The 21,480-nt window shown below is 33.3% G+C and carries 24 protein-coding genes; 10 read left to right on the forward strand and 14 right to left on the reverse strand.

The features are described 5' to 3' along the window. Positions 1–25: 25 nt before the first annotated feature. Positions 26–1,234, forward strand: a complete 1,209-nt coding sequence (locus tag F1003_RS07325) for an NAD(P)-dependent oxidoreductase (RefSeq protein ID WP_155088549.1) — start codon at positions 26–28, stop codon at positions 1,232–1,234. On the opposite strand, the gene F1003_RS07330 is transcribed toward F1003_RS07325, so the two are convergent. The 9 genes from F1003_RS07330 to F1003_RS07365 form a co-directional block, all read right to left on the reverse strand. Then, positions 1,213–1,878: a DUF1361 domain-containing protein gene (locus tag F1003_RS07330; RefSeq protein WP_155088550.1), complete on the reverse strand. Its 666-nt coding sequence runs from the start codon at positions 1,876–1,878 to the stop codon at positions 1,213–1,215. The two genes, F1003_RS07325 and F1003_RS07330, sit on opposite strands and share 22 nt — an antisense overlap. Next, positions 1,841–2,236 carry a ribosomal maturation YjgA family protein gene (locus tag F1003_RS07335; RefSeq protein WP_155088551.1) on the reverse strand — a complete coding sequence of 132 codons (396 nt, stop codon included), beginning with the start codon at positions 2,234–2,236 and terminating at the stop codon, positions 1,841–1,843. The genes F1003_RS07330 and F1003_RS07335 overlap by 38 nt, the downstream gene beginning before the upstream one ends. Then, positions 2,233–2,901 carry a SanA/YdcF family protein gene (locus F1003_RS07340; protein WP_438695859.1) on the reverse strand — a complete coding sequence of 223 codons (669 nt, stop codon included), beginning with the start codon at positions 2,899–2,901 and terminating at the stop codon, positions 2,233–2,235. The genes F1003_RS07335 and F1003_RS07340 overlap by 4 nt, the downstream gene beginning before the upstream one ends. A 298-nt stretch (positions 2,902–3,199) precedes the next feature. After that, positions 3,200–4,585 carry a DUF4153 domain-containing protein gene (locus F1003_RS07345; RefSeq protein ID WP_155088552.1) on the reverse strand — a complete coding sequence of 462 codons (1,386 nt, stop codon included), beginning with the start codon at positions 4,583–4,585 and terminating at the stop codon, positions 3,200–3,202. Positions 4,586–4,641: 56 nt separating this feature from the next. Beyond that, positions 4,642–5,400 carry an oxygenase MpaB family protein gene (locus F1003_RS07350; RefSeq protein WP_155088553.1) on the reverse strand — a complete coding sequence of 253 codons (759 nt, stop codon included), beginning with the start codon at positions 5,398–5,400 and terminating at the stop codon, positions 4,642–4,644. Positions 5,401–5,402: 2 nt separating this feature from the next. Further along, a complete protein-coding gene (locus tag F1003_RS16915; RefSeq protein ID WP_235898290.1) occupies positions 5,403–5,690 on the reverse strand; it encodes a hypothetical protein in 288 nt (95 codons plus the stop codon). A 13-nt stretch (positions 5,691–5,703) separates the two neighbouring features. After that, positions 5,704–6,120 carry a hypothetical protein gene (locus F1003_RS16920; RefSeq protein ID WP_235898291.1) on the reverse strand — a complete coding sequence of 139 codons (417 nt, stop codon included), beginning with the start codon at positions 6,118–6,120 and terminating at the stop codon, positions 5,704–5,706. Beyond that, positions 6,117–6,413, reverse strand: a complete 297-nt coding sequence (locus tag F1003_RS07360; protein WP_155088554.1) for a winged helix-turn-helix domain-containing protein — start codon at positions 6,411–6,413, stop codon at positions 6,117–6,119. The genes F1003_RS16920 and F1003_RS07360 overlap by 4 nt, the downstream gene beginning before the upstream one ends. Before the next feature lie 113 nt (positions 6,414–6,526). Beyond that, positions 6,527–7,138 carry a hypothetical protein gene (locus F1003_RS07365; protein WP_155088555.1) on the reverse strand — a complete coding sequence of 204 codons (612 nt, stop codon included), beginning with the start codon at positions 7,136–7,138 and terminating at the stop codon, positions 6,527–6,529. A 111-nt stretch (positions 7,139–7,249) separates the two neighbouring features. Here F1003_RS07365 and F1003_RS07370 point away from each other — a divergent pair, with 111 nt between their 5' ends. Further along, a complete protein-coding gene (locus F1003_RS07370; protein ID WP_155088556.1) occupies positions 7,250–7,603 on the forward strand; it encodes a hypothetical protein in 354 nt (117 codons plus the stop codon). Positions 7,604–7,605: 2 nt separating this feature from the next. Further along, on the forward strand, positions 7,606–7,992 hold the full coding sequence (locus tag F1003_RS07375) for a DUF1801 domain-containing protein (RefSeq protein WP_155088557.1): 387 nt from the start codon (positions 7,606–7,608) through the stop codon (positions 7,990–7,992). Here F1003_RS07375 and kdsA read toward each other — a convergent pair. Together kdsA and F1003_RS07385 are read right to left on the reverse strand one after the other, a co-directional pair. Further along, on the reverse strand, positions 7,982–8,785 hold the full coding sequence (kdsA, locus tag F1003_RS07380) for a 3-deoxy-8-phosphooctulonate synthase (RefSeq protein ID WP_162306928.1): 804 nt from the start codon (positions 8,783–8,785) through the stop codon (positions 7,982–7,984). The genes F1003_RS07375 and kdsA overlap by 11 nt on opposite strands. 45 nt (positions 8,786–8,830) lie before the next feature. Continuing rightward, positions 8,831–9,190: a hypothetical protein gene (locus tag F1003_RS07385; RefSeq protein ID WP_155088559.1), complete on the reverse strand. Its 360-nt coding sequence runs from the start codon at positions 9,188–9,190 to the stop codon at positions 8,831–8,833. A gap of 211 nt (positions 9,191–9,401) precedes the next feature. Between F1003_RS07385 and typA the strand changes: the two genes are divergently transcribed. Together typA and F1003_RS07395 are read left to right on the forward strand one after the other, a co-directional pair. After that, positions 9,402–11,201, forward strand: a complete 1,800-nt coding sequence (gene typA / locus F1003_RS07390; protein WP_155088560.1) for a translational GTPase TypA — start codon at positions 9,402–9,404, stop codon at positions 11,199–11,201. 94 nt (positions 11,202–11,295) lie between these two features. Next, on the forward strand, positions 11,296–11,850 hold the full coding sequence (locus tag F1003_RS07395) for a methyltransferase domain-containing protein (protein ID WP_155088561.1): 555 nt from the start codon (positions 11,296–11,298) through the stop codon (positions 11,848–11,850). 3 nt (positions 11,851–11,853) lie between these two features. Here the strand turns inward: F1003_RS07395 and F1003_RS07400 are convergent, their stop codons facing one another. From F1003_RS07400 to F1003_RS07410, 3 genes are all read right to left on the reverse strand, one after another. Continuing rightward, entirely contained in the window at positions 11,854–13,005 is a 1,152-nt protein-coding gene (locus F1003_RS07400; protein ID WP_368732358.1) for a glycosyltransferase family 2 protein, read from the reverse strand. Further along, positions 12,989–14,299, reverse strand: coding sequence for a hypothetical protein (locus F1003_RS07405; RefSeq protein WP_155088562.1), 1,311 nt, complete (start codon positions 14,297–14,299; stop codon positions 12,989–12,991). The genes F1003_RS07400 and F1003_RS07405 overlap by 17 nt, the downstream gene beginning before the upstream one ends. Positions 14,300–14,360: 61 nt before the next feature. After that, positions 14,361–15,095, reverse strand: a complete 735-nt coding sequence (locus F1003_RS07410; RefSeq protein WP_155088563.1) for a class I SAM-dependent methyltransferase — start codon at positions 15,093–15,095, stop codon at positions 14,361–14,363. Positions 15,096–15,239: 144 nt separating this feature from the next. Between F1003_RS07410 and F1003_RS07415 the strand changes: the two genes are divergently transcribed. From F1003_RS07415 to F1003_RS07435, 5 genes are read left to right on the forward strand one after another with little or no spacing between them, the layout of a single operon-like run. Next, the gene (locus F1003_RS07415; RefSeq protein WP_155088564.1) at positions 15,240–17,006 is read left to right on the forward strand and encodes a hypothetical protein; all 1,767 of its coding nucleotides are present in this window, start codon (positions 15,240–15,242) and stop codon (positions 17,004–17,006) included. Positions 17,007–17,051: 45 nt separating this feature from the next. Further along, positions 17,052–18,005: a glycosyltransferase family 2 protein gene (locus F1003_RS07420; protein WP_155088565.1), complete on the forward strand. Its 954-nt coding sequence runs from the start codon at positions 17,052–17,054 to the stop codon at positions 18,003–18,005. 48 nt (positions 18,006–18,053) lie between these two features. Continuing rightward, entirely contained in the window at positions 18,054–19,049 is a 996-nt protein-coding gene (locus F1003_RS07425) for a GNAT family N-acetyltransferase (RefSeq protein WP_368732359.1), read from the forward strand. Further along, positions 19,046–20,170: a DegT/DnrJ/EryC1/StrS family aminotransferase gene (locus tag F1003_RS07430; RefSeq protein ID WP_155088566.1), complete on the forward strand. Its 1,125-nt coding sequence runs from the start codon at positions 19,046–19,048 to the stop codon at positions 20,168–20,170. The genes F1003_RS07425 and F1003_RS07430 overlap by 4 nt, the downstream gene beginning before the upstream one ends. Then, complete coding sequence (locus F1003_RS07435; protein ID WP_155088567.1) at positions 20,171–21,478, forward strand: O-antigen translocase; 1,308 nt, start codon at positions 20,171–20,173, stop codon at positions 21,476–21,478. Positions 21,479–21,480: the final 2 nt, after the last annotated feature.

The raw sequence follows: 21,480 nt of genomic DNA on the forward strand, positions 1-21,480 counted from the left end.
TATTTTTGGCAAAATTTTAAGCCCAATGAAATTCGCCATTATAAAAGAACGTAAAAACCCGCCAGACAGACGTGTGGTATTCTCTCCTGAAACTTTAGCAGAAGCCAGAAAACGATTCCCAGATGCCGAATTTGTGGTTGAATCGTCAGATATTAGAGTGTTTCCTGATGAATCTTATGCTAAGCTAGGCTTTGAAGTGACTGATGATGTCTCTGATGCCGATGTAATGATTGGTGTTAAGGAAGTTCCGATTGAAAATTTAATTCCAAATAAAAAATACTTCTATTTTTCTCATACCATAAAAAAGCAGCCTTATAATAGAAAGCTTCTATTGGCTATGCTCGAAAAAAATATTGAAATGTTTGATCATGAAACTATTGTTAACGAAAAAGGTTTTAGACTAATAGGTTTTGGTCGCTATGCTGGTTTGGTAGGTGCTTACAATGGTTTCAGAGCTTTAGGTTTAAGGGATGGTTTGTTTAATTTACCAAAGGTAGAAACGCTTGCAGATCTTAATGAAGTTAAAGCTGAGTTAGATAAAATCACCATTCCGAATATTAAAATTTTATTGACTGGAACTGGGAAAGTTGCTCATGGAGCCAAAGAAATTTTAGATCATTTAGGTATTAAGGAAATCAGTGATGCGCTCTATTTAACTTCGCAGTTCACAGAGCCCGTTTACGTTATGGCGGACGTTATGGAATATGCCAAACGCAAAGACGGTAAAGTAGGCGACAAGTGGGAGTTCTATAAAGACCCAACAGGTTATGAAAGTAATTTTATGCCTTATGCTAAAGAAACCGATTATTTTATAGCAGGCCATTTCTATGGAAATAATGCACCATATCTGTTTACTAGAGAAGATGCCAAACACCCTGATTTTAGAATCAACTTAGTGGCAGATATTTCTTGCGACATTGATGGCCCTGTGGCTAGTACGATTCGTCCTTCAACCATCGCCAATCCTTTTTATGGTTATCATCCACAAACAGAACAAGAAGTTGCTTTTGATGCTAAGGATGCCATCACCGTTATGGCAGTGGATAATTTGCCATGCGAATTACCAAAGGATGCGAGTGAAGGATTTGGTGAAACATTTGTAGAACATGTGATTCCTGCATTTTTTAATAATGATCAAGAAGGTATTTTAAAACGCGCTAGGATCACTACTGAAGAGGGTAAACTGACAAAACGTTTTTCTTATCTTCAGGATTATGTGGATGGTGAAGCATAGAAATTCTTAAACATCCAATAACCAACTGCTAAAAAAGTTCCAAAACCTAGTGTAAACAACCAAGCATCTGCATGTTGAAACGGTGCTACAAGTATATTAAAAACATCAGCAATTAAAACCTGTGGATTGCTTATAATTTCCCATGAATTATAACGCAAAAACCGACCTAAATACACTCCAAAGCCGCACAGAAATAAAATGAACAATGTCGAGGTAATTATAGGAACTTTCCTAAAGCGCTTTGCAATCAATTGTTGCATATCCAATATAGAAAGGTAGAAGAGGAGCAAACCGCTTAAGGCAAACGAAAATACCACCAAAACATCAAGCCATAATAGCGTATCATTAGCAACCCTGATATGAATTAAGTCAGTAACTATATATGGTGCATTGGGTAAAAATGCTAGCCAAACTAAAAACCATAACCCAAGTTTTAGTTTGCCTATCACTGGTTTTGAGTTTAAATACATGGTAATTGTATATGGTATGATGGCCAAAAAGACATTCCAGACTAAAAAGAGATAAAAGAATGATTGATTCAGCTTTATTCGTACAAAAAGTACAATGATGCTAAAAGTTAACGCAACTGTGACTAAGGATAGCGTTTTAAACTTTGACTGTATGAGTGTTTTTATAGTTTGCATAATGTTCTATAATTAATACTGAGATTATTCCGAGTGTATAGGCAACTAAATCCCCAAATTGAAACGTGCTTCCCAAAATGAGTTTAGCAGCAACACTATCTTGTAAATTAAAGTAGGTTAAGAATGGTGTGAGCTGAAGCAACTCAATACTATAGGCAATTAAGAGGACGACCAAAGCTGAGGCCCTCACACTCAGATTGGTGCATCCTCTAAAAATTGCATACAGTAAAATGACCACCAGATAATCGCCAAAGGTGTAGCGAATAAATCCTGTTTTTATGATAAAGGCGATAGCCAATTCTATGAGAAATAAAAAATGTGCTAAGACCAGATAATTTTTGTTGAATTGTAACTTCATTGTATTTTTATTTTTTCTCCTAAAAATTTTGGTTTAACATTAAATACTAAATCCAGACTAGCTTTAGAACGTGCCAAATATTCTCTAAAATGTGATTTGTAAACATCTCTGGCATTAAAACCAACAGCTTTTATATCAAAGTGGTTGGCGATGTAAATAGCACGTTGGTTATGAAATTTTTGAGAAATGAACGTAATGGATGTTTGTCCAAATATTTCTTTGGCTCTCACCACAGAATCCAAGGTTCTAAACCCAGCATAGTCTAAGAAGATTCTATTGGCGGGAATTCCTCTTGCAATTAAATCATTCTTAAAATCTGAAGGTTCATCATAATCTTTTCTGCTATTGTCTCCACTTACTAAGATGTATTCAATTTTTCCGGCTTTGTAAAGTTTTACTGTAGCATCAATTCTGTATTTGTAAAATAGATTGATGTTGCCATTTGCTGCGTACTTACCTGTACCAAGAAGTAGTCCGACCTTATTCTTAGGTATCGCGTCAACATTATCATAGACCAAATGCTTTGTTCTAAAACCCATCCAATGGTAGGTTGCAAAAACACCAATGCCAATTAGAACAAGAAGCAGTATTATAATTTTTAGTTTTTTCATTATGATATTATAATTAATAGGTTGTTCATGGTAGTTGGGTAGGATTTGGTTCATTGGCAAATTTTTTGTTCTTTTTTAAGCTAGATTTTATTTCACTTTTCCAGATTAATAAAGCTGTTAGGTAAACTGAAGAGAAATAATAAATGGCGACAGGATGATTATCGAACTTTAGTATTAACGCTATACATATTGCAGACAAAATGATAATGTAGTATGGAAAGCACACTTTAAAAACATATGGCTTATCCACAGGTCTTCGGTACGACCAAAAAACACAAGAAATGCTTAGTCTAACTATCGTAAATGTCATTAATCCTATAAAAAGGAATCCAAAAATCACTAAAACTATCATTTACTTAGTGTCTATTTTTAAGTTGTCATACTGTAGTTCTTGCCATGAATTGGTGCTCAATTCATAGACATATCTATTGTATTTTTCTTCAATTTTTTGAATGGAGTCGCTACCCATTGGTATGTTGTCGATTTTTTCTTTTAATAGCAATGTATTGTTGTTAGACAGCTCAATGAGGTAGTTAAAATCCATAGACTTCGCGTAATTAAAATTGTAATTGGTAATGTGATAATCCCAATTGACCATACTTGCTACAACAAGTACTACAAAAGCTGCTTTTGTGTTTAAACGCAATAGATACCAAATGTTCTTAATCTTATCAATTTTAACAAGTGTGGTAATAAGCCCTGTAACGGCAAGTGTGAGATATACAAGGACACCAATGCGTTTATAGGTGAGCCCAAAGTAGTAGATGTATTGTCCGTTTTTTATGGCAATGGTTAGCACAAGCATTACGTTGAGCATAATCCATGTAAAAGCCAATCGTTTAAGTGTACTATTTTCCTTATAAAAATTGAGGTCGCCTCTAAATACGTAGAGTAGAATGATTATGGCAATGACAATAGAGGCTATTAAGGCGTTGATTCCGCTATGAACTTGAGATGAGAACAACGACGCTCTAATATCCATATTGGTAAGAATAAAAGTGATATCAGTAATCAAGAAAATGACAATTAGAATATTCAATAAGGAAATGAGAATATTGCCCAATTGATTTTCCTGTTTTAACTTCGGAATTGAAAATTTGTTTGTTTTTTCTAAGGTGTTTCCGGTTTGTAAATCGAGTTCCGTTGCAGGTTCAACTTCGATGGGTTTATGGATATTTGAAAGCAAGTAATAACCTAAACCTGCCAAAAGCAACCATTGCAAATTGATGAAGCTGAAATCAATTTTATCTATCAGATTGTTAAATACTGGGTTACCATTTTGATAAAGTAATATAAATAGGATGACTATAACTGCAGGAACAAAAATGAGTTTAGCCCAATGTGCATAATCAATGTCTCTTTTAGGTTCTACTGCTTGTGTAGTTTCATTTAATGAGAAATTGCGATGAAACCAACCAGCAATAGTGGTGTAGAAGCCATTGAGCCAATTGACATAGATAGATGATTTATGTTCGGACAATAACCCAATTAAGGTAAAAAATGCCACAAAATTTGCAATAATGGACAATAAAGAATCATGAAAGAAAACCGCCAATCCAGTAGCTAAATATAAACTGCTATAAAGAAGCGTCCTTTTACTTTTAAAATCTTCTTTGTTGTTTGCGAACAGCACGACTATAGTCACTAAGCTGAATAAAAATAAATTCAACCCAATACTTTTGTCATAGAATAGCGTGCTGAATAATAGGGCTCCGATAAATAATAATATTTTTTTCATATTTTGAGGTTTGTAAAGTACTTTGTTTTTCAAAGTAAATGGTTAAAAAAATAGATTTATGTAATGTTCATGCGTTTAATATCCTGTTTGTAAGCTGATGGTAATAAAATTTCTTTTATCATCCAATCTAGTTTTATGCTTCTAAATAGTTTATAAATTGAAATCATTGGTGTTAACAGTGATGTTTTTCTCAAATTAAGCATTTCTCTTACGGATTCTGGTAACAACAAAATCTGGGATTCCAGTAATAGACGATACCTTACGAAGCCTAAATGTTTTCTGTATTGTCTATATAGATCTTTGGTTAAATTTCCATTGTCTAGGTTCTCTTCCAAATGTTTCTTTCTGGTAATTTGAAACTCGGAATAGGAGAGAGGTAGATTCTTAATTCCCATATGTTGACCAACACGGTTGAATACATTCAAAACTTCTTGTTTCTCTTCAATTGACAACGGTTGTTGTAGCAATTCATGTGAACGAATAGAATAATCAATCAGCATAAACAATACATCTTTATAAGCCCATTCTGGAATTTTTTGCCCTCTATTTTTCTCCACAGCTCCATGAATGTCATTCATAGTATCAATAGCTTTTATAGCAGAAGTTTCTTCTGAAAATACTATTACTCTGGCATAGTTTACTGTTGAAAACAAGCGACCCAAAGGATCCTTCGGCAACTTACCCGTAAAATAAAGCCAGTCCACAGCTTTGTTGAGCGCAAATTCAGCAGATGCACCAGCAAAGACCAGTAAAATGGTATCACTTGTTCCCCAAATTTGGCGTACTATAGAATCTTTATGTACGAAATATTGCATAGTTATATTTTAGATTTTTCATAAGTTGCTAAGCAGTCGTCTAAAGATTGTCCTTGTACATGTAAGCATTCACAAAATTCAATACCTGCCATTTCGTTATTAGTGCCTATAAATTGTTTGTTGCAATCGGATAGTGAGTTGCGTGGCATTACCTCATGTCCAAATAAAGAATACACAATAATAATGCAGAAAGAGGATGCCACACCAATAAAAAATAGCCATGGAAATTTGTTGCTCAGCTTTTTAGGGTGTTTAATTATACCAAAATCCGGAAATTTTTTAAAGGGCATTATATACTTTAGTTTATCGTAATGCCAAAACCAAAACATACAAGTTGGCCAATACCATTAGTGGAGAAGAAATAAATGAGCCTTCAAATCTAACCGCAAAAGAAAGTATCCAGATATTGATGATGATTGGAAAATATAAAAGTGCTCCCAAAACCACTGTTCTAGGTATGAGTAGCAGTATTGCCGCAATGACTTGTGCTATACCAATAAACGTATAGTAATAGCCAGTGTGATAGAGCGCTTCTAGATATGCTCCCATTGGATGTAAGTGAGATAACCCACTAGCAAAGCGCTCATCCATAATTTTAACCATACCAGCCGTGAAAAAACCTATAGCTAAAATCAACCTGCAAAATATTGAAAAATACCAATACCAGCGATTGTCTTTAATTTCTAAATAGAATTTATCAAATTTGGATAGGTTGCTCATTCCGTTTTTTTAATTAATTTTTCTAGCGCTTCAATGTGTTTTTTAAATTCGGCTTTACCGAGTTTAGTGGCACTGTATCTTGTATTTGGTTTTCTGCCTATAAATTGCTTTTCAACCAAGATATATTCTGCTTTTTCTAGGGCTTTGGTGTGGCTTGCCAAATTACCGTCCGTAGCTCCCAATAGTTCTTTCAAGGTATTAAAATCGGCATATTCGTTTACCATAAGCACGGACATGATACCAAGCCGTATTCTATGGTCAAAAAGTTTGTTTATGTTGGTGATTATGCTCAAATTTCAGTATTCAGTATTCAGTATTCAGTATTCAGTATTCAGTATTCAGTATTCAGTATTCAGTATTCAGTATTCAGTATTTGCTTTGCGTCTTTTGCGGCTTTGCGAGAAATTCATCTCCTATCATATTTAAAATGCATCCAAGTGCCATAAACTATATGCATAATTCCAAAACCAATGACCCATAACCAAAAGCCATAGCCAGGATAATAACTCGCTATAAGTCCCAAAATAATTTGAATATATCCCAAATATTTAATGTCACCAATACTGTATTTTGATGCACTGACCAAAGCCAAGCCATAAAAAATAAGCATTAAACCTCCTGTTTGTCCATAGCGACCTTGGTTTAAAATAATAAAGCAATAAACACCTCCAACAAGAAGCGGTATCAAAAAGTTAAAGAGCAATCTGCGAGACGAACTATCCCATATTTTTTCATTGTTCTTTTTAGCTTTTCTGGTAGTAAGGATAATTCCTGTAAGTGCACTTAATAAAGCAACCAAAAGAAGAATAGACATGCAGGTCCAAAATACCCAACCATGAAAAATATACAATTTACCATCACTGTAAGTGTCAACCAGCCAATAGGCAACGGCCGCACCAATCAAAGCATAGATGCCAGCCAATACACCAGACAAACCGCTTAATGAAATAAAACGAGATGATTTATTCATTAAATTCTTAATCTCGCTGATGTCCTTTAGATAATCTTCGTTGCTCATAATAAAAAGTACTTTGAAATACAAAGTAAAGTATTTTATTTCAATTGAACAAAACTATTTTAGAAGATATTAACTAAATTTATGTTTTTAAGAATAAAAATTTAGAACGTTATGATAGAATTACTTTTAGCCATTGCAAACCTTGCTGGCGGCATACTACTCGGACTCGCTACACTGGATAAATGGGATGGAGAAAGCAATTTTTTTAATAAAATCGCAGGCTTTTTAGCACCGTTTCAGACTGCTATTGGTCTTGGTTTAATCATTCTTGCTATTCTTGAGTTTTGGGATGGGCTATTATTTAATATTGCAAGTATACTAGGTGGCATATTGTTATTAACCCATGCTTTTGGTAAAGTGCCAGCATTAGAAACAAGTTTGAGAAAGTTATCTGCTAAGTTAATGCCTTTTAAAGCTATTATTGGAATTGGGTTGATAGTGATTGGAGTTATTCAATTGTTTTAGCCTTGAATCCAGCCGAAACCTATATTTTAAATCAACCGGAGCCCTATAAATCCATTTTACTTCAACTTCAAGCAATAGTCGAAGCCGTAGCACCAAATGCTGAATTACTTTACAAATGGCGAATTCCGTTTTATTACTGCAATGGTATTCCGTTATGCTTTCTAAATCAATCCAAAAATTATGTGGATTTGGCCTTTTGGCATTTTGACCAAATAGATGAGTTTACAGATTATTTTGTAGATGCCAACCGAAAATCAATCCGATCATTACGTTATAAATCTGTTGAAGATATTAACGATGAAGTTGTGGTTTATGTGCTTAAAAAACAGTTGGAAATTAATATAAACCCTTTTACGTTGATATTAAAACCAAAGCGTTCTAAAGGGTAGAAACCAATTTTCTAATAGCCACCAAATTACTCAATAAGCCTTCTAAATTATCTAAATGTAGCATATTAGCACCATCGCTTTTGGCGTTAGCCGGATCAAAATGCGTTTCAATAAACAGACCATCTACATTATTAACGACTCCTGCTCTTGCAATAGTTTCGATCATGTCTGGTCGTCCACCAGTAACACCAATACTTTGGTTAGGTTGTTGTAAAGAGTGAGTGACATCTAAAACCGTAGGAGCGTATTGACGCATTGTTGGGATGCCGCGAAAATCCACAATCATGTCTTGGTAACCAAACATCGTCCCTCTATCGGTAATCCAAGCTTTATCATTACCAGCATCTTTTACTTTTTGCACTGCATGTTTCATGGCTTCAGGACTCATAAATTGCCCTTTTTTTAGATTGACGACTTTTCCGGTTTCGGCCGCTGCAACAACCAAATCAGTTTGCCTAACCAAGAATGCAGGAATCTGCAATACGTCTACATATTCTGCAGCCATAGCCGCGTCAGAAGCTTCATGAATATCGGTAACTGTTGGCACATCAAAAGTTTCGGAAACTTTTCTGAGAATTTTTAAAGCTTTTTCGTTGCCTATGCCTGTAAAACTGTCAATTCGACTTCTGTTTGCCTTTTTAAAGCTGCCTTTAAATACATAAGGAATTTGAAGTTTGTCAGTTATGGAAACGACTTTTTCAGCAATACGAAGTGCCATGTCTTCACCTTCAATGGCGCAAGGACCACAAAGCAAAAAGAAATTGTCGGATTCGGTGTGTTTTAATTTCGGAATAGTTATCAAAGCTTAGAGACTTAATATTAAGTCGCAAAGATAGTATTAAAATACCTTTTTTATACTGTTTCTAATAATCCAAAGCGACATTACAAAGTTTCCAATAACTAAAGCTCCGCCATAAAATAATAAGCGTTTGGCTGACTCAGACCAATTGACAATGTTGAGCAAATTAGACAAGTATGCTAATATGAGGTATGATGATAGACAAACAAAAACAATACCTAACGAAAAATTAAGGTTTCTGTTTGGCTTTATCAATTGCCATAAAAAAGGAATGCCAAATAGTAATATTGGATATGCCGAAATACCTTCACTTCTATTTATGTACGTAAACCAATAGGCTATTACCGATATAAAATATAGATAAGGTATAAATTTGGTGTATTTGCTAATTGTATTCATCTGTCTTTTATTTAAATCAGATTGTCTTCCGACAAGCTGGTGTAAATAGCCCAATTAGCGGTTGTTTAGTTGTGGGAAGGCTTTTTACTATTAATCAATCTTATAACTAAAATTACGAATAGAAATTGCATTTGGATTAAATAATAACATAATATTAACGAAGTGAGGATAATAAGGTGTACCTTTGCGCGCTTAAAATTTTGCGCCAATTATGAACAAGATTAAAAATATTGCAATCATTGCACACGTCGATCACGGCAAGACCACTTTGGTAGATAAGATTATGTACCATTGTCAACTTTTCCGTGAAAATGAGAATACAGGAGACTTAATTCTAGATAATAATGATTTAGAACGTGAGCGTGGTATTACAATTACTTCGAAGAACGTTTCTGTGGTCTATAAAGACACAAAAATTAATATTATAGATACTCCTGGTCACGCGGATTTTGGAGGTGAAGTAGAACGTGTTTTAAACATGGCTGATGGTGTCTTGCTTTTGGTGGATGCTTTTGAAGGTCCTATGCCACAAACGCGTTTTGTGTTGCAGAAAGCTATTGACTTAGGGTTAAAGCCATGCGTTGTCATCAATAAAGTAGATAAGGAAAACTGTACACCAGATGAGGTACATGAAAAGGTTTTTGATCTAATGTTTGAGCTTGGTGCAGAAGAATGGCAACTGGATTTTCCTACCGTTTACGGTTCTGCAAAGAACAATTGGATGAGTGAGGATTGGCAAGATGAAACTGACAACATCGAGCCATTATTGGATATGGTTATAGAACATATTCCTGAGCCTAAAATTGAAGAAGGAACAACCCAAATGTTGATTACATCTTTAGATTTCTCTTCATTTACTGGAAGAATTGCAATAGGTCGTTTAACGCGCGGCAATTTAAAAGCTAATCAGCAGATCTCATTGGTAAAAAGAGATGGATCGATTGTGAAGAGTAAGATTAAAGAACTACATACGTTTGAAGGCTTAGGGCGTAAAAAAGTAGATGAAGTACGAACTGGAGATATCTGTGCTATAGTTGGACTTGAAGGTTTTGAAATAGGTGATACGGTTGCCGATTTAGAAAATCCTGAAGGGTTAAAGACCATAGCCATTGATGAACCAACAATGAGCATGCTATTTACCATTAACGATTCGCCTTTCTTTGGTAAGGATGGTAAGTTTGTAACCTCTCGTCATATTAAAGAGCGCTTAACTAAAGAGCTAGAAAAGAACTTGGCATTGCGTGTTGAAGAAACCGACAGTGCAGATAAGTTTATGGTGTTTGGTCGTGGTGTATTGCATTTATCTGTTTTAATCGAAACGATGCGTCGTGAAGGTTATGAACTTCAGATAGGTCAGCCACAAGTAATCATTAAGGAAATAGATGGTGTAAAATGCGAACCTTTTGAAGAAATGACCATTGATTTGCCAGAAACTGTTTCAGGTAAAGCTATTGAAATGGTTACGATGCGAAAAGGGGAGATGATAAGTATGGAAGCCAAAGGTGATCGTATGGTTTGCCAGTTTATTGTACCTTCTAGAGGTATTATTGGTTTACGTAATCAATTGTTAACAGCAACTGCTGGTGAAGCTATTATGGCACACCGTTTTAAAGAATATCAACCGTTAAAAGGTGGTATTCCAGAACGTCAAAACGGATCTTTAGTTTCAATGGAAAACGGTCAAGCTATTCCTTATTCGATTGATAAATTACAAGACCGAGGCAAGTTTTTTGTAGATCCTGGTGAAGATATTTATGAAGGTCAGGTGATTGGTGAAAATTCACGTGGTGACGATATGGTAGTCAATGTTACAAAAACCAAAAAGTTGAGTAATGTACGTTCTTCTGGAGCAGATGATAAGGCTAAAATTGTACCTGCAATTAAGTTTTCATTAGAAGAAGCTTTAGAATATATCCAAAAGGATGAATATGTTGAGGTAACGCCAAACCACTTGAGATTACGTAAAATATTATTGAAGGAAGTAGATCGTAAACGTAACAAATCGATTTAACTTTCGAAAAAAGTAACATATAGAAAATAAAGAGAAATGCTTAGCGGTATTTCTCTTTTTTTATTTCTCTAATTTTGATGGTAAATAAACTTAAATGAAGTTTTTAGATAGATTTTTAAGAGATTGGCGAATTAAAAAAACTGAACCTTATGTAGAGCAAGGTGATAAAGTTTTAGACATTGGGTGTTTTGACGCAACTTTATTTGAAAAATTATCAATGAAGCCCATCGGAGAAAGTCTAGGTTTAGACCCCTTGCTAAAAAGGACAATAACTGGTAAAAACTATGCATTGTTAAAAGGTAAATTTCCTGAAGATTTGCCTAAAGGCAAAAAATTTAATTGTATTACAATGTTGGCCGTGTTAGAACATATTCCAAAAGAAGAACAATCTAAGTTAAGCAACTATTGTTATAAGTATTTAGAATCTAAAGGACGTATTATTATTACCGTGCCTTCTCCATTTGTAGATCATATCCTTTGGGTTTTATCTAAACTGAGATTAATTGATGGCATGTCTCTAGAGGAACATTATGGATTTAAGGCAAAAGACACACCCAAACTGTTTGACAAAAATCAATTTAAACTATTGAACCATCACACGTTTCAACTGGGTCTAAATAATTTGTTTGTTTTTGAGAAAATAGGCTAAGCGTTATTTTTTTAAGCCTAAGACACTAAAAAACAAACTAAACAGAATGGTTTGAATACCGAGTTGTAGCAAAGTTATTGCAGGTATAATAATTCGTAAGGTTGTGCTCGTATCCAATGATCCATAATTTGTATCACTCCAAACGGACAAGCCTTTAAAGCTCAAAAACAGACCAATAAGCAGAAGGCAAAAACCGATAATTAAACCTTTCTCAAGGTTAATGATTTTAAAAAGTTTGTTATAACGTTTAGACTTCGGTAACAACTCATTTTCTACAGCAAAAATCTTGGTTAGACCATAAAATATAATGAATTGAAAACCTACCAATAGAAATGCAGATGTATATGATAATGTGTGTACGTCTAGTGTAATTCCACTAAACTCTATAGGATTTATGATGAGTAATATGGATAAGATTAAACCGATTAAAGCCAATAGGATTCCAGGATAGAGAAAAAGCCAATTGGGCGCGTAGAGCATTAAAAAACGCAAATGCCTCCAGCCATCACTCCATGTTTTTAAATGTGGTTTTCGGCTTCGTCCATCTTTTTTTAGTGTTGTTGGTACTTCGGTAATTGACAAATTGTTCAATCTAGATTTTACCACCATTTCTGAAGCAAACTCCATTCCAGAGGTTTTTAAATTCATTTTTTGATATGCAGCTTTTGAAAAGCCTCTTAAGCCACAATGAAAATCATTGATTTTAATTTTAAAGAACAATTTTCCGATAAAAGACAATACAGGATTGCCAAGATATTTGTGCAAAAAAGGCATGGCATCCTTTTCAATACCACCTTTAAAACGATTGCCCATTACCAAATCAAATCCGTCGCGCAATTTATTGAGATATGGCATAAGATTGCTGAAATCATAACTATCGTCTGCGTCTCCCATAATGATATAAGTTCCGCTAGCAGCTTCAATACCTGTTTTTAATGCGCTTCCATAGCCTTTTTGTGCGGCGTGTACAACTTTAGCATTTAGATTTTCAGCAATTGCAATTGAACTATCTGTACTGCCGTTATCGGCAATGACAATTTCCCCATTAATTTCGTTGGCCTTGAAAAATGATTGCGCTTTTTTTATGCAAATAGCTAAGGTTTCTGCCTCGTTTAGGCATGGCATTACTATTGAAAGCTCAGGATTTTTGATCACGTTTAGTAAGGTTGTAGATGCTAATAAACAACAAAAATATTAAAGCATAATTATAAAACAGATAGCGTTGTATGGAATGTGCTGCAAAAGCAATAAACATAGCATTAGATAGTATTAGAGACGATAAAAGAAATATGATGGCATATTTCTTTCTATGGTTAAGAAATGTTTTTATAAGGCTATAAAAAAACATTATAACTACAAACCACAGCAATAATTGGGATTTAAAACCATATGTAAGGTTTGCGTAAAATAATTTCAACCACTCCTTAAAGTTGTTTAAAATTAAAACCTTGGTAAATGCTTTACAGGCTTCTTCAGTTTTAAAAAAGGAATAAGCAGATTTTTTGCTTGTATCCCAGTTTTTAATTTCTGGCTGATTAAAATAGTACGACGTACCTATTACCCTAAGGGTTTGATTACATATTTTAGGCAAATTATCATGAAAAAATTTATAAGATTCTTGCGTAGAGTAATCTGGTTTTGGCAATAGATTCTTATGTGCCAAAGTATCGTAACTTGTTTTTAAAATTTCCTGATAGTCTTTGTTTTTGAAGAGTTTGTAATCGTCCTTGGCTGAAAGATAAATTGGAGCGGTAGAAGCGCTAGTATATCCTAGAGGTGTAGGTTTAAAGAACCCATCTTTAAGTTTGTGGTATGTTCTTTCGGAAAGGCTGGCAATGAGCATTATACCACAAAACATTAATACATTTAAAAGATGTTTTTTTTGAAATATTTCTTTTCTGTACATCAAAAAATAAGTACCAGCGAAAATAAGCGTGGAAATAATGAATTGACTTCTAATGGAAACCAGAAGGAGATAAGCAATTAAATAATACTTAATATAATGACCCTTTTTGTTAAATAGAACTTCCATACCTAAGGCTATGAATAAAAGGTATAATCCGTACCCTAAACCTTCAGAACATAGGTTATTGGCAATGCTCAATGGTGGAAAAAAGGGAAAGAGCAATATGATGAGTAAGGGAAACTTTAAAAGATTATTGAGTTGAAATAGTCTAGAGATCCTTGTGAAAAAAAGGTGGACACCAAAAAGACTAAATACAGCATGAAATGCAACAACGGCAACATCAAAATAAGTTCCAAAAACGGTATTAAAAACCTTAAAAAAAATCACATAACCCATTTGCCTAAAGGGCATCGCATTTAGATAGCTGTAGGTGTCTGGAGAATAAATGGGTTCATTGTATAAGCAATATAGAACTACAATTAGGTAGGCCACGAGTAATAAATATTTTTCTGGGCCTGGGTTTTTGTAATTGAATCTGAGCATTGTAAGGCTTAAAACTTAAATGTAAAAATAGAAAAAGTATTGGGTTAAAATTCTTAGTTTTTTATTTCTCTGCAATAATATAGGTGCTAATGCCAAAAGGAAATTTGAAATATTTTAATATTTTATTTTCCAAGTTTAATAACATTAAAAGGGGTTTGTTTAACACTCCAATATGATAAAGGTCGCCCTTAGTTTGTTTTAGCTTCTTGGTTAAGAAAAGCTTGTTTATTTTTCTGATTATATACAGCGGAATAAATAAAGTTATGTTCCAATATCCAGATTTTTTAATCTTTAGATGACATTTTATGGCCATTTTAGTAAGTTTATTTTCGGTATACCTTCTAAAATGCATATTAACGACATCATGGTTACTCCACAAATTCATAAATGCTGGTACGAAAACATAGAGTTTACCATTTTCTTTAAGGTTTTGCTTCCAATTTTTTAAAGCATCATTGTCATTTTCAATGTGTTCTAGACAGTCTGATGCTATTATAATATCAAAATCTTGATTTAGTGCAATGTTTTCACCTGACATTACAAAACAGTTATTGAGGTTATTTTTACGGCAATTTTCTATGGCTTCTTCACTAATATCAATACCATATAAATTCTTTTTGTCGAAACCGTTTTTCACCAATTGCATTAATAATAAACCAGAGGAGCATCCTACATCAAGAATTTTACTGTTCTTATTTTCGTTTTTCAGTAATTGAATAATAAAATTTCTTCTAGATTTGAACCAGAAATGAGAATCTTCTAACTCGTGGTATTTTTTTTCGTAGTCTTTATCCATTGAATTGGGTAGAATATGTAAATATCATAAACAGATTTCTTATAGCATATTTTTTTAGCATTAAAATTTAGATAATGTATATGGCAATGGTTGTAAGTCTTAATTCTTGATGCTTAAACTTATATTAGCAATAAACTTATAGGAATGAAAATGACACGTTTTCTTAAAAATGATCTATATGTTACAATTGTCATTATTGTATTCATACAGGTTATTCTTATGTTTCAAGGGTTTGATATTTGTGACGATGGATTTGTGTTAACTTTTTATCAGCAGATATTTTCTAACCCTGAAAGTGTGGAATATAATTTTCTATATTGGTTTTCAGGTGTGTTGGGTGGTCTCTGGCACCAACTTAATGAAGACGGAGGTATTATTTGGTTTAGAGTCTTGGGTATTGTTACGAACACGTCAACCTTTATCTTGAGTTTTGAGATTCTAAAAAAATACATGCCTAGACCATTCTTGATTTTTAGTCTCTTAATGGTGCTATTTGTTAACGATTATGGTTTTTTAACCTTTTACCATAACCAAATCACTTCTCTTTTAACGGTATTGATGGTATATTTTTTGAGTAAAGGACTATTGAACCAAAAATATAAGTTGTTAATCATAGTTGGATTTATTTTCGTCTTAAACGGAATGACTCGACTTCCTAACTTTATTTTAATTAGTCTTTTCCTGGGTATTCCCGTTTATTTCTACTTAGAAAATGTAGAATATAAATCGATGTTAAAACCAATTGGGTTTTCAGTTTTAGGTGTGTTTTTAGGTTTTTTCTTCGTTTATCTCTTTCTTTCTATTAGCGGACAGCTTCACGTTATGGAAAATGCACTTTTTACGATGATGGATGTTGGTAACACGGAGGGCAGTGCACATAATTTTAAATCGGTGATTAAGGCGCAATATTATAATCATTATAACATAGTAATCGCCTTTTTTCAATTTGCAGGACTATTTTTAATAACCACCATTACATTAATAATTGTAAAAAGACGCAAGTATTTACTGTATTTAATAGCCATGTTTTTTGGTGGCTTGTTAGTGTATTGGTTTCAGAGAAATGGTATCTTTTCAATTTATACACTGGCTTATATAGGTTCAATTTGGACTTTGTTTTCAAAAAGATTCAATACGGAAATTAGAATAATTGCCCTTATGGCATTTATAATGCTTGCTACAATGACCTTGGGTTCTGGAGGTGGTATAAAAAATAGTGGCTATATGACGATATGGCTAGGTTTTCCATTGTTCTATTTTGTACTTCAAATTATAGTTAAAAAGATTATGTCATCAACGGAATTGACCAAACAAGACTTTAACGCTGAAAAGAAGTCATTGGCAGTTTCAAAACTATTAGTGTACGCTTTAACAATTTCTTTTTTAACCTTTAAAGCTTATAATATATCTAACGGTGCATATTTTGACAGTGGTAGTAGGTTGGATAAGACTTTTGCAATAAATAGCAAAAAAGCAAAGTACATTTATACTACTGAAGCCAGAGCAAAAATAGTAAACAACTTGTTAGCAAATTTAGAGCATTATGTAGAACCTGGTGATTATCTATTCGCCTATGATCATATACCTATGGTGCATTATTTAACTAGTACATTACCATATACTTATAATCCTTGGCCTGGGATTTATGATCATTATTCTTTTAAAAAGAAAATAGAAAAAGCTGAAACTGAAATAGATGAATTGCCAATAGTGGTTGTTCAAAAGTTTGAAACAATTATTGAATTTTCTGAACCAATACCAGAATATATGGTCCCTGAAAAAAACAATTCCATTTTGCACGGAAGAAAATCCATAGAGTTAATGAATGATTTTTTAAAAAGAAACTATTACGAAGAAGTTTGGAGTGATAATTATTTCAGTATCTACAAATCAGATAGGGCAAATAATTGAGTTGACTGATTTCTTTTATCTTAGCACATATACTTAATCGATACAATGGCAAATAATATTATATCTGTAATAATTCCTGTTTATAATGAAGCTGAGAACCTCTCGGAGCTATATGATAGAATAAAAAAAACGCTTGGATCTATAACAGATAGTTATCAGATTATATTTGTGAACGATGGTAGTAAAGATGATTCTTTAATTAAAATTTTATCCATAGCTGAAGATAACCCTAAGGTATTTTATCTCAGTCTTAGTAGGAATTTCGGCCATCAAATAGCGGTCTCGGCTGGCTTAGAGCATTGCGATGCAGAATGTACCGTTATTATAGATGCAGATTTACAAGACCCTCCGGAATTAATTTCAGAATTGTATACAAAGTATACCGAAGGTTTTGATGTAGTATATGCAAAACGAAATAAACGAGAGGGTGAATCTTTTCTTAAAAAATTCACGGCAAAACTTTACTATAGATTATTAAAACGATGGGTGTCTTTTGACATTCCATTAGATGCAGGTGATTTTAGATTGATTTCAAGAAAAGTTGTCAAGGCTATTAACAAAATGCCTGAGCAGAATAAGTTTTTAAGAGCCCAAATAGCTTGGCTAGGCTTTAAACAAACTCATGTTTTTTTTAATAGGGAGACCAGAAAGCATGGTAAAAGTGGTTACTCGTATGGTAAAATGTTGCGATTAGCTTTTGATGGTATTACGGGTTTCTCAGACAAACCACTTTTATTTGTTAGTCGTTTGGGTTTTGTAATTTCAATTTTCTCTTTCCTTTTGATTATTTATGCGGTCTTTTCTCACTACATTCTCCAAGTGACCATTACAGGTTGGACGTCATTACTGATAAGTACAGCGTTTATTGGTGGAATTCAGTTGCTTTCAATTGGAGTAATAGGTGAATATGTCAGCAGAATTAATTCTAATGTAAAAGGACGACCTTTATATATCTTAGATTCTACTAACATTGGTGTTGAAGAAAATAACAATTCATAAGCTTATATCTTTTAGGTAAATACTTTAAAATTTGTACTTTCACACCAAGTGAATTCTAAATTTTTTGAAACTATTTACACGGTTAAAACATATACATTTACTTGTAAAAGCATCTGGGATAATTTCGTCTCTATAAGTAACCAAGACACTTTTCTCTTTCATAGGGATTTTATGGATTACCATAGTGATAGGTTTCAAGACTATTCTCTTATGATATTTAAAAAGGATAAGTTAGTGGCACTTTTACCAGCCAATAGGATTGGTAATAAGGTGTACTCCCACCAAGGCTTGAGTTATGGCGGATTGATTTACAAAAAAGATTTAAAATCTGAAGAGATTATTGAGACCTTTAAGGCAATATTAAAATTTCTAAATGAAAATGATATTGTCAGGTTTATTCTAAAGGAAATCCCGAACATTTATTTGCATAACACTACTAACAACCCTTCAACTTACTTATGTTTTAAAACTCAGGCCAAATTGGTAAGAACCGATATGCATTCTGTAGTAGATTTACAATTTAAGTCTTATTCCAATAGCAGAAAAGAGGGTTTAAAAAGAGGACAGAAGCACAACCTAATAGTAAAAGAAACGAATAGTTTTGATGACTTTTGGAGTACTATTTTAACTCCCAATTTAAAATCAAAACACGGTGTGGAGCCTGTGCATAGTCTAGAGGAAATAGGTCTTTTAAAGTCTAGATTCCCAAAAAATATAAGGCAATTCAATGTGTTCTATAATGATGAGCTCGTTGGTGGCACCACAATTTTTGAAACCGAAAATGTTGCACATTGTCAATATATTTCAGGAAATTCTGATAAGAATGAATTGGGTAGTTTAGATTTTTTGCATATTCATTTATTGGATAATGTTTATATGGACAAAAAATATTTCAGTTTTGGAACATCTAATATCGAATCCGGACAAAAAATAAACAAAGGACTGCAATTCTGGAAAGAAGGTTTTGGTGCGCGTTCAATAACCCAAGCGTTTTACAATATTGAAACAGAAAACTATAAACTTTTAGAGGATGTTTTTATATGATTAAATTTTTAGATCTTCATAAAATAAACAATAGATTTCGCGATGAACTAGAAGCCTCGTTCAGTAGCTCGTTGGATGCTTCTCATTTTATATTAGGAGATAATGTTTCAAAGTTCGAAAATGAGTTTGCCCAATACTGTGGCACTGAATACTGTGTGGGTACGGCAAGTGGGTTAGATGCACTGACACTAATATTAAAAGGCTATATAGAAATTGGAAAACTCAACAAGGGTGATAAGGTTATTGTGCCAGCCAATACGTTTATCGCTACAATTCTATCCATATTACATGCGGATTTAGAACCCGTTTTAGTAGAACCTAATCCTGAGACTTACAATCTTTCAGTTGAGGAAACAGAAATAGCTATAACTAAAGATGTTAAGGCAATTATTATGGTACACCTATATGGTCAGTTAGCTGATGTTGAAGGCCTAAAGCTACTATCTAAGAAACACAATTTGCTGTTAATTGAAGATGCTGCCCAGGCGCATGGTGCAGTGGCAAGTTCCAAAAATCAAAAACTAAATTCCAAAACTATAAAAGCTGGTAAATTAGGGCATGCCGCTGCCTTTAGTTTTTATCCGAGTAAAAATTTAGGAGCTTTGGGTGATGGTGGTGCTGTGACAACAAACGATTCGGATTTATACGATGCCATTGCTTTGTTGAGAAATTATGGTAGCAGTGTGAAATATAGCCATGAAATCATTGGCTTTAATAGTAGATTGGATGATCTACAAGCTGCTTTTTTGAGTGTAAAACTAAAGTCTTTAGATGCAGATAATCAAAAAAGAAGAACTGTTGCAATGCAATACCTTAATGGAATTAACAATCCTAAAATTAAACTACCGTTTTATAATGAGACAGATAGCCATGTCTTTTATGCATTTGTGGTCGAAGTAAAGGATAGAGAAGAGTTTATAAAATTCTTAAATCAAAATAATATTGAATGGTTAATCCATTATCCTATTCCACCACATAAGCAAAAAGCACTTCATCGATTTTCTCATTTAAATCTGCCTATTACTGAGCAAATCCATAAAAGAATTATAAGTTTGCCTATAAGCCCAATTATAACTGATAATGAGGTGCAAACTGTAATTAAAGTTCTTAATACTTACTAATTGAAAAAGTTTTTCTATTACATAAACAATAAAGTTCTGATAAAAGCAGCCAACTTAAATACTGCCAATATTAGTATTAAGATTATTGCAGGTATAATTATTACTAAGTTCATCACCATTTTTATTGGTCCGGAGGGTATGGCCCTTATTGGAAATCTAAGAAATTTTTTGAGCACCATACAATCTATTGCCATAGCAGGTCTTTATGATGGTGTTGTTAAACTAATAGATAAGTGCAAGAACAATTTTACTGAGCTTACGAGCACATTATCTACAGTCTTTTATTTTGGCTTTTTTTCGTCAATTCTTTTAGCGTTTCTATGTTATTATAATGCCGAATATATTAACGGTTTAATATTTCTAAACAATAACTATACTTACGTTATTGAGACCATGGCTCTTGTTTTGCCATTCTATGCCTTAAATATGTTTGTGTTCTCAATAATGAATGGCTTTTCTAAGTATAGAATCTTATTGGTCATCAATATTATTGGCCAGATTTTGGGACTGTTAGTCACGCTGCTTTTAATTAAACAAGAAAACATTGATGGTGCATTGATTGCTGTTGTTATTACACCAGCATTGAGTCTGTTGATTACCATTGTGGGTATTGCATTTAGGAAAAGCTTTATGTCTAGCATAAACATTACTAACATTAAATTTTCTGTACTCAAAAATTTAAGCCCTTTTATGATCATGGCATTGGTGTCCTCAATAGCATTGCCAATTGTTTATATCATAATCAGAAACTATCTCATTGCTGAAATTGGTATTAAGGAAGCCGGTTATTGGACAGCCGTAACGCGTGTGTCGGATTATTATTTAATGTTTATTAATTCGTTGATGGCACTCTATATTTTACCTCGTTTTTCAGAAATTAATACACGTGAGGAATTTAGAAAAGAAGTATTTAGCTTTTATAAGACTGTGCTTCCAATCTTTGCTGTTCTGCTAGGTGTTATTTATTTAAGCAGAAGCCTGTTGGTAAATCTTTTGTTCACCGAAGAGTTTAGACCTGTAGAAGACTTATTTGGATATCAAATTTTAGGAGATTTTATTCGTGTAATGTCCATGGTTATAGCTTATCAATTTTTGGCCAAAAAGATGTTTGCCCATTTTATTATTATCGAAGTGTTTTTATTCATTATAATGTATGTGTCTAGTGTTTACCTCATTGATATCTTTGGGTTAAAAGGTGCAGTTATGGGACATTGTCTGAGCTATTTTATGCATTTTGGGATTATATTGCTCATTTTTGGCAGTTCTCTGTTTGGTGTAATCAATGACAAAGGAATAGATGACTTTTAAAA

Origin of the sequence: Winogradskyella ouciana (assembly GCF_009709615.1) — a bacterium.
Taxonomy (GTDB): domain Bacteria; phylum Bacteroidota; class Bacteroidia; order Flavobacteriales; family Flavobacteriaceae; genus Winogradskyella; species Winogradskyella ouciana.